The organism is Nioella aestuarii (assembly GCF_050896395.1).
GTDB classification, from domain to species: Bacteria; Pseudomonadota; Alphaproteobacteria; order Rhodobacterales; family Rhodobacteraceae; genus Nioella; species Nioella aestuarii.
This window is the reverse complement of sequence record NZ_JBPBBA010000070.1, coordinates 1-7,765: the sequence shown is the minus strand read 5'-3', so window position 1 is coordinate 7,765 and position 7,765 is coordinate 1. Positions and strand designations below refer to the sequence as shown.

General features: G+C 53.3%; 8 protein-coding genes. 3 read left to right on the top strand and 5 right to left on the bottom strand.

Annotated features, from left to right (window positions below):
* Positions 1-683 precede the first annotated feature (683 nt).
* Positions 684-1,499: a type IV toxin-antitoxin system AbiEi family antitoxin gene (locus ACROHD_RS20515; RefSeq protein WP_432680309.1), complete on the top strand. Its 816-nt coding sequence runs from the start codon at positions 684-686 to the stop codon at positions 1,497-1,499.
* Entirely contained in the window at positions 1,496-2,383 is an 888-nt protein-coding gene (locus tag ACROHD_RS20510) for a hypothetical protein (RefSeq protein WP_432680308.1), read from the top strand. Before ACROHD_RS20515 ends, ACROHD_RS20510 begins: the two co-directional genes overlap by 4 nt.
* Before the next feature lie 478 nt (positions 2,384-2,861).
* Here the strand turns inward: ACROHD_RS20510 and ACROHD_RS20505 are convergent, their stop codons facing one another.
* Entirely contained in the window at positions 2,862-3,749 is an 888-nt protein-coding gene (locus tag ACROHD_RS20505; RefSeq protein WP_432680307.1) for a hypothetical protein, read from the bottom strand.
* Between the two features lie 397 nt (positions 3,750-4,146).
* Here ACROHD_RS20505 and ACROHD_RS20500 point away from each other — a divergent pair, with 397 nt between their 5' ends.
* Positions 4,147-4,947, top strand: a complete 801-nt coding sequence (locus ACROHD_RS20500) for a hypothetical protein (protein WP_432680306.1) — start codon at positions 4,147-4,149, stop codon at positions 4,945-4,947.
* Positions 4,948-5,084: 137 nt separating this feature from the next.
* Here the strand turns inward: ACROHD_RS20500 and ACROHD_RS20495 are convergent, their stop codons facing one another.
* The 4 genes from ACROHD_RS20495 to ACROHD_RS20480 all read right to left on the bottom strand — a co-directional run bounded on the left by ACROHD_RS20495 (position 5,085) and on the right by ACROHD_RS20480 (position 7,710).
* Complete coding sequence (locus ACROHD_RS20495; RefSeq protein WP_432680305.1) at positions 5,085-5,726, bottom strand: alpha/beta hydrolase family protein; 642 nt, start codon at positions 5,724-5,726, stop codon at positions 5,085-5,087.
* Between the two features lie 184 nt (positions 5,727-5,910).
* Positions 5,911-6,495, bottom strand: coding sequence for a class I SAM-dependent methyltransferase (locus ACROHD_RS20490; RefSeq protein WP_432680304.1), 585 nt, complete (start codon positions 6,493-6,495; stop codon positions 5,911-5,913).
* Positions 6,495-7,445 carry an HNH endonuclease family protein gene (locus ACROHD_RS20485; protein WP_432680303.1) on the bottom strand — a complete coding sequence of 317 codons (951 nt, stop codon included), beginning with the start codon at positions 7,443-7,445 and terminating at the stop codon, positions 6,495-6,497. The genes ACROHD_RS20490 and ACROHD_RS20485 overlap by 1 nt, the downstream gene beginning before the upstream one ends.
* 121 nt (positions 7,446-7,566) lie before the next feature.
* Positions 7,567-7,710: a topoisomerase DNA-binding C4 zinc finger domain-containing protein gene (locus tag ACROHD_RS20480; protein WP_432680310.1), complete on the bottom strand. Its 144-nt coding sequence runs from the start codon at positions 7,708-7,710 to the stop codon at positions 7,567-7,569.
* Positions 7,711-7,765 lie beyond the last annotated feature (55 nt).

Below are 7,765 nucleotides of genomic sequence, written 5' to 3'. Positions count from 1 at the left end.
TCGTCCTGGGCGAATTGTTCGGGAAGAGGAATGGTGCCGCTGAAGGGACTCGAACCCCCGACCCCATCATTACGAATTTTGCAGTCCATGTGTTGGACGTGGCCGGACCAAGCCTCTTAAAGACGTACAACTCATTACGATTGCTTGATTAATTATCGTTTCGATCTTGGATGGTGCCGGACGATGCAAGAGAACATTTGACGTACATCCCCTACTAATCCCCTACTAGCGATGGCCTGGTCATCGACCGATTGGCATGCTGTCCTCAGGTATCGTGGCCGGCTGGGGCTGAATTCGAAACCTTTATAGGTTTCCGCTACGTAGGGTTTACTGTACAGTAAATATTGCCATTTTGTAAAATATATGCTAGGGGTAGGCAGGTTCACTGGACAGAAAATATGGCCGAAAGCTCAAACATAGACTCTGACCTGATCGACCGCTTCCTGGATGACTTTTCCCAGCTTCCAAGATCACACGTGGCTGAAGTCACGAGAGAGTATCTTCTATCCGACAGGTCGCGAGCGGATGCGTCGGTTGAGGCAAAAATATCTGACAGACAACTGCGCCTCCTGATTGAGGTTAAGGGAGACGTGTATCCTCGGGATGCTAGGGAAGCAATTTGGCAACTGAGAAGCTATCTGGAGCGAGACGGGGCGGACAGGCCCAACCGCCCAAACGTACCCATGCTTCTCGCAAAATCTATCTCCAACGGCGCCAGGAAGTTACTGCAGGAACAACAAGTGGCGTACTACGATCTGAGTGGTTCACTTCACATCTGTGTGGAGGGCCTTTTGATCCTAATAGACAAGCCCAAAACACGTACTGCGAAAAAGCGCGACATAAACTTGTTTCGCGGCAGCAGGGCGCGCGTGCTGCACGCGCTGTTTTCACGTGTCGGCGAGTGGGTCACGGGAGCGGAAATTGCCCAAGAGAGCGGTGTCTCCACCGCTACGGTGTCTCAGACTTTCAAAGAACTAGAGCGACGCGATTGGCTCGACGCCAAAGGCAGCGGCCCAGCAAAACGTCGCAGGCTATCGAGCCCTGCCGATCTACTAGACTCCTGGCGAGAGGCCATTCTTTCTGGGCCTACCGTGAAGCCGGAGCGATACTACGTTCCGCGAAAGAAGCCAGAAGAGTTGAGTCTCGAGCTAGTCCATGCCGCAAGCGAGGAGAACGCGGAGATCGAACTGACAGGCCAGTTCGCAGCCCAAGCCTACGCGCCATTCCTTTCGTCGGTCTCCGAAGTCTCGGCTCGGATTCCTGACAAACGAGCGGCAGAAAGAGTACTTAATCAGTTGGGGGCAAGAAAGGTCTCCGAAGGAGCAAACTTGTTTCTTCTTCCGTGTGAAAAGTCAGGTTATCCAACCCGACTAGAGAATGAAGTCAATGGCTTGCCACTCGCTTCCGCTTTGCAAGTATATCTCGACCTACTCAAGGAACATGGACGTTCAAAGGAAATGGCAGATCACTTGAGGTCGCAGGAGCTGGTGTGGCGATGAAGAAACCTACAGCAATTCAAGGTTACAACTCTGCAGTCACAGACGCTTGCGAAAGGGTCCTTGTGACTCTTGTCAGGCATCTCGGACCATGGCGAGATTCAGTGTTTTTAGTTGGAGGGCTCACGCCGCGATATCTCATAAAGGACCGGCCGCCCGCCGTACCGGCGCATGCTGGAACGGGTGACGTTGATGTTGTCGTCGATATGGCCCTTCTTGCGGACACTGAAGCTTACCGAACGCTAGAAGACAACATCCGCGGCATCGGCTTTGAACGTGCTGAGAATGACCGGGGTCAAAAGCAATCTTGGCGCTGGCAACGCCATCTTGCTGACGGAACTGTTCTAATCCTAGAATTCTTGACTGACGTCGGGGATGCGACAGGCGGGCGCCTTCAAGAACTGCCAACTGAAGGGAACGTCTCCGCAATTCATATCCCTAACGCGGCTATGGTCTCCGATCACTACGAGGAAGCAGTAATAACTGCCGAGCTGCTTGATGGTGGTGGCATCACCACCGAGACCATTCGCCATGCGGACATCGTTAGCTTCACGTGCCTTAAGGCGTTTGCCTTTGAACATCGTGCGGAACCAAAAGATGCGCATGACCTTTGTTATTGTCTAGAGCACTACAAGGGCGGTCCAGACGCGCTGCACCATGCGTTTCGCGAAGCCATCGACGGCCGCCATTCTGAGGCTATACGCGCAGCGGTTGATATCCTGATCCACCGGTTTTGCGATGACGAGGCAAACGAGGGGTATCGCAAGGATGGGCCTGTTGCTGCAGCTCGTTTCGAGGGAGCGGATGGTTGGCAACAGGAACCCAAAACACTCAGGCAGCGTGACCTTAGTGCAATCGTTCAGGATGCCATGAGGCCCTTTCTTTGAGCGCATCCCGCCCAAGCTGCTATTTCAGCCCGCGAGCGCCATCTTTCGCTTTTCGCGCCGAGTGAGGTTTTTTATGCTCGAGAACTCTGAAAGTGGAACAGATCCAAGACCGATGCAGATGGATATGATCTTGTGTTGGAGACCGAAGCAGTTACTCGTCACGTACAGCTGAAGACTAGCGGAACAGATGCGTCGACAAACAGCCAGAAGGTAAGCCTCAAGCTTGCCGGGCGGCCTTCGGGATGCGTTGTTTGGATCGTATTGAATCCGGACACTTTAGAGCTCGATCACTTTCGATGGTTTGGGGGCGAGCCAGGGCAACCTTTGCCAGACCTAGGAAGCAAAGTCGCAAAACACACTCGTGCCAACGCAAAGGGTGTGAAGTCGGAACGTTCAAACCATCGGGTATTATCGAAAGGCCGATTTACAAAGCTGGGCAGCGTAAACGCTCTCTTCGACATACTGTTTTGATCGCTATTCAGCTCTCTCGCTCATCTTGAGCTTGCCCAACAGCAACCGCCTCGGTGAATAGCTCTGCGAGCTGCGGCATCGCAATTCCTACGACAAACTCGGTGTGGTCCTTCGAGCCGTGCCCCATCTCCCTCGCTCGAGCTAGCAGGTGATCCTCGGCGGCTCGAGCCGCATCCACGGTAGCAAAATCCCAAACCTGATATTTAGCCCAAAGCATTTCGCCCTGCGAAGGGCGACGGTAGTGGTTGAGTTCAGAAAGCCTGTCTTCTGCTTTTCCAGACCCAATCTTGAAGGTCATGCCGTGGCTGTCTGCTATCACTGCAATATACAGCTGGCTCCCAGGTTGTACTTCTGATCCGGCACGTTTTCCAACCTTCTGACGCCAAGGTCTTGATACGGAAGCCGAGAAGGGCTGACGATCTGTCTTCTCGCCTTCTACTTGTTCTTCCACACGCAGGCGAAGGAAGCGTTGGACTTCCTCGGGTCGCATGGGGTGGATAGTGGCTGCTCCTTGGATACCCTTTGATGCGTGATCTGGTACCAGCGCATCGTTTGCCTCTTGATCGATGACTTTCCAAGTGCGGGAAACCGTAATGCCGAAGGGCCAGCGGAAACGGCCATCTTTTCGATAGTCTTCGGGCCTACTTCTGTGACCTCGTAGTTCTTCAACCATCACTGGTTCAGGAGGATCGGCAACTTCAACGGCTCCAGCGACCCGTCCCCGCATGAGTGGGTCAGCTTCAGTCGCATCGCTCGTAAGATAAACCACGATGTCGCCAGGCTGCGCGTCGGCAAGAACCGCGTCGCGAGTGCTCTCATGATTGAACGCCAGCGCGTCATGAGCGGGAATGCCAGGAGAGCCCCAAACCTTCGTCCAGAAATATCTACGGTCCATCGTGCATCTGCCATTGCGCCCCAACAGTAGACAGAAAAGGTGTTGCCGCCTCCCCAGGTCAACCCGCGAGCGATGGTGAACTCTTTTTTCGCTCCGGAACGGCGGACGCAGCACCAGCAAAAGTGTGCGCCCACAGTCGCGAAATTGCCGATGTAAGCGCCCTTATATTATATGCTGGCTGTGCGCTGTAGGTGCCCCCACCAAACCCTGCAAACACGGTAAGCCCGGCGCGCCATGGTCGCTCTAGCCAACGAGACCCTCGACCCATGCTGAAACCGCCAACTCCATGGACATGATGTGATCAGCATGCGTGAAGCCTGAGTAGGTGTCAAAATTAGGACACAAACGACACCTACCGTATCCGATACTTCACTGTTTTTGATCATCAGGAGTCCCAATGGAAATAGCATTCAAGCCAGGAGATGCGATCCTAGGCGCTCTTTCAGAGTCAGACATTAAACAAACCTTTGACCTTTATCACAAGATATTCTTGCCCCATTCCTTTGGCGAGCCTTTAAATCCTGTTGGTTGGCACTACGCGCCAAAAGATGATGAGAAGCTAAAGCATTTGACTTATAGTTTTGGATGTTCAGATCGTATTGAGGGAGTGTATGTGGCTCATCGAGCGCTTCACTGGCACCCGAAAGGGTTCGAAATGGGCGGTGTCAACGATCCCGCATCGTGGTCAGTAATCCTTAGTTATTCAAGAGTTCATCGAGGTGAGCAGTCAGACATTGAGGCAATGTTCAAAACTTTCAAGAAGAATGGAAAGCGGAAAGGCGATGAGCGAGGGCGTTTCAAGCTATCCGATATAAGACTTATTGATAACCTCGATAATTCTAATCAATTTGAAATTGAATTTTCTCGCGTCCGGCATCGGCTGGTAGAATTGAATGAAATCAAGAGCTCAAGCCCTCAAGGTTCGAAATTAGAGGCATCGAGTGATGAACAAATCTGCCGTGGTAATTGGGTGGATTCGATGATTTCGAAGGGATACGAAGAAGGACCTCTGCTATCAGACTTTGATAAATTGCTAAAATGGGAAAAACATAATACCCGTGCCCACATTAGGAGCCGGATCTCAAATGGATACCAGATCTTTTTTGTTGATCGAAGTGAAAGCCGCCCTCTAGAAAAAGTCAAGGATAGCACAAATTCCAAAAACTTCGAAATTGATGACTCCGAAATTCCTTTCTGACCTTCAAACAAAAATAGTTGCAAGATCGAGCGGAGAGTTGCGACGCTTTTTTGCGATCAAAATTTCTAATAATGTTCGCTTTGAATGTCGAAATTGGTTTATGTTGCGCTTATATCCTCGACTGCCATGTAACGTCATTAGCCAACAAGACCCTCAACCCAAGCCGAAACCGCCAAGCCCATGCACGTGATGTGATCCGCATGAGTGAAGCCTGAGACGCGCTTGCGCGGCTTTAAGTCGTGATCGCCGTCTTCAAACCACCTCACCTGGATCGCCGGTGACAGCTCGTACCCGCTGACTTCATCTTTCGAGCCAAATTGGTCGCGCGTTCCCTGGCAGATCAGTGCCGGGGTCCGCAGGTGTCGCAGGTGTTCCGTGCGAAGCTTCTCGGGCTTCCCAATTGAGTGAAACGGGTAGCCCACGCAGAGCAACCCGGCGATGCGATCCGCTTCAAACAGCTCATCAGCAATCATGCTGGCCACACGCCCGCCCATGGATTTTCCGCCTATAATCAACGGGCCATCGACATGGAGCGCGTCGATTGCGGCTAGGTATTCTGAGTTCAGTTTATCAGCGCGTGGCGGAGGCTTCCTGGTGCCCTCAGCTCTCCGGTTTGCCATGTAGGCGAATTCAAACCGAACAACTCGTAGCTTCTGTTCGGCAAGAGCTTCCGCGATGGCTGTCATTGCGGACGAGTCCATCGGCGCACCGGCGCCGTGTGCAAACAGTATGGTTGCGCTTGCTACTTCTGGGCCGAGCTCCAAGAATTTGGTTGGCATAGTCTATTTTCCTATGGGGTTCGCAGTGCTTGCTCAACGTGCATCTGCTGCGGCGTAGAGTTGGTTCCAAACCAGGCACACCCCACCCCATGCACGGCTTTCCCTTCGCCAGGGGCGTATGTGCCCTCCCGGTCCGCCCTCTCTCAAGCTCATGGTGGGCCTAATTGGTATGAGGATGTGGCAATCACCCACCGTGGGCCATCAGGCAGTTCAACCAGCGCTCTTCGCTGCGATCCGGGCGCCGGTCTGATGTGGTCCAGACTTCGAGGGCGCTCAGACCGGGTACATCCTCCAGATGCTCCGCGAGCAGCTTCTCATTCAGATCGTTGAAATAGCGCCCGCCCTTTTCTCGCTCCTGTTCCCCATACTTGAACGAAGCATAAAGCACGCCTGTAGGCTTCAAGAATGACGCGACACTTCGAAGCACCTTGGAAAGGTGCGTCCGCGGAACATGCAGCAGGGACGCGCAAGCCCATATTCCGTCGAAGGGCTGGTCGAACTTCATATCCTCAAACGTCATTTGGTAGACAGGCACATCAGCCCGCTTGCTCGCGGCATCTACCATCTTGGGTGAGGCATCAAACGCCACCACGTTGTAGCCCATATGTGAAAACGCCAGAGCATCGCGGCCAGACCCGCACCCTGCATCTAGGACAGACGCGCCAGGCTTCAGGTGTTTGCAGAACCGCTGATACAGTGACGCCATATCGACGTCGACGGTCTGCGCAATGAAGCTGTCCGCGTTGGTTTCATAGAACTCGATAGACATCAGAACACTGGCCCGGCTCGCAGTATCGGCTGCCAAGTATGAATCAGCCTTTCACGCGCTCGATCATACTGGTTTTGAAGGAACGATTTCCGCTCAACCTCGCTCGTTCCTGTCTGGCTCATTAGAGTCTCCCGCAGCGGATGGTGGCTGCCGATCAGAAATTCGTTCCGCGTATGTAACCTGGCTAGCAGCTTCGTGTTTGGCAGCTTCGCAAACTTGCCGTCATGGCCTCGGTTGCAGTCTTTGCATGCCAGCACAAGGTTCCAAACACCGTCCAGGTGCGCATCCGACATCTCTACCTTCAGTATATGTGGGAAGAAGTGGTCAACGTCAGCCAGGAGCGCATCTCCTTCAAGGACGCTGATCCTATCGAAGCAGTAGAAACATCTCCCCTTCTGGTAGCCGTTCAGGGCACTCCGCGAGGACGTGACGGTGATGCGGCGCTCCGCCGACCCAGCGTAGAGTAGGCTTAGTTCGTCGTCGTGTTGGATGCTCGCCATCCTCCGTGAGAGGCCCAGGCTCCAGGCAGTTTCAACCAGTCGCCAGCGCGCTTCGACTTCCTCTCCGAGATCGCCAGTGTGCCCTTCTTCGAACATGTTGAAGAAATCATCTGTGAGCCGGATGCCGGCGCTCTGCTTCCGCTCGTCCAGGAAGAAGCGCTTTGGAATTTCGCCCTGGTTTACGATGTGGAAGGCGTCAATCACATTGACGAAGCCCAGCTTCGTCGTTTGGGTAATCAGATCTGACTTTGAAATCTCATCTGAGTTGAATGCTCTGCACGCATCCAGGAATTTGCTGGACGCCGAGGTACTTTGCTTTGGGTTGAGCTTGAGGTGCTCGCAAACATGCCGGGCAAAGGGCTCGGCAAGATCCTCTAGGCGTATGAGCTCTTGCTCGCGGCCTCCAAGTTCAATCAGAGACTTGGCCAGCGCGAATTTGTATGATGCCACGTTGCGACCGAACAAGATGATCGATCGCCAATAGGTCTCCAAGTCTGGAGCGGTATCCGTAAACGCTGACATTTCGGCAGGTTACGATGACGAAAGCGCAATCGGAACCGCTCAAATTCGATTAACCGACCTTCGCTTTCTTTGGTAACTGTCGCGTGCCCTTGCAGTCCGGATACTTCACGCACCCCAGGAATGCCCCGTATCGGCCCTTTCTCTCCACAAGCCAGCCATCCGAGCACTTTGGGTGTCTGACGTCAGCGCCTATGGGACAGATTTGAGGTTTTCGTAACGGAGGTTTTCTGGTTCATCGCAGCCAATAT

Coding starts and splice junctions, on each gene's coding strand:
- ACROHD_RS20500 (WP_432680306.1), top strand. CDS start 4,147: ATGGAAATAGCATTCAAGCCAGGAGATGCGATCCTAGGCGCTCTTTCA.
- ACROHD_RS20515 (WP_432680309.1), top strand. CDS start 684: ATGCTTCTCGCAAAATCTATCTCCAACGGCGCCAGGAAGTTACTGCAG.
- ACROHD_RS20495 (WP_432680305.1), bottom strand. CDS start 5,726: ATGCCAACCAAATTCTTGGAGCTCGGCCCAGAAGTAGCAAGCGCAACC.
- ACROHD_RS20505 (WP_432680307.1), bottom strand. CDS start 3,749: ATGGACCGTAGATATTTCTGGACGAAGGTTTGGGGCTCTCCTGGCATT.
- ACROHD_RS20510 (WP_432680308.1), top strand. CDS start 1,496: ATGAAGAAACCTACAGCAATTCAAGGTTACAACTCTGCAGTCACAGAC.
- ACROHD_RS20490 (WP_432680304.1), bottom strand. CDS start 6,495: ATGTCTATCGAGTTCTATGAAACCAACGCGGACAGCTTCATTGCGCAG.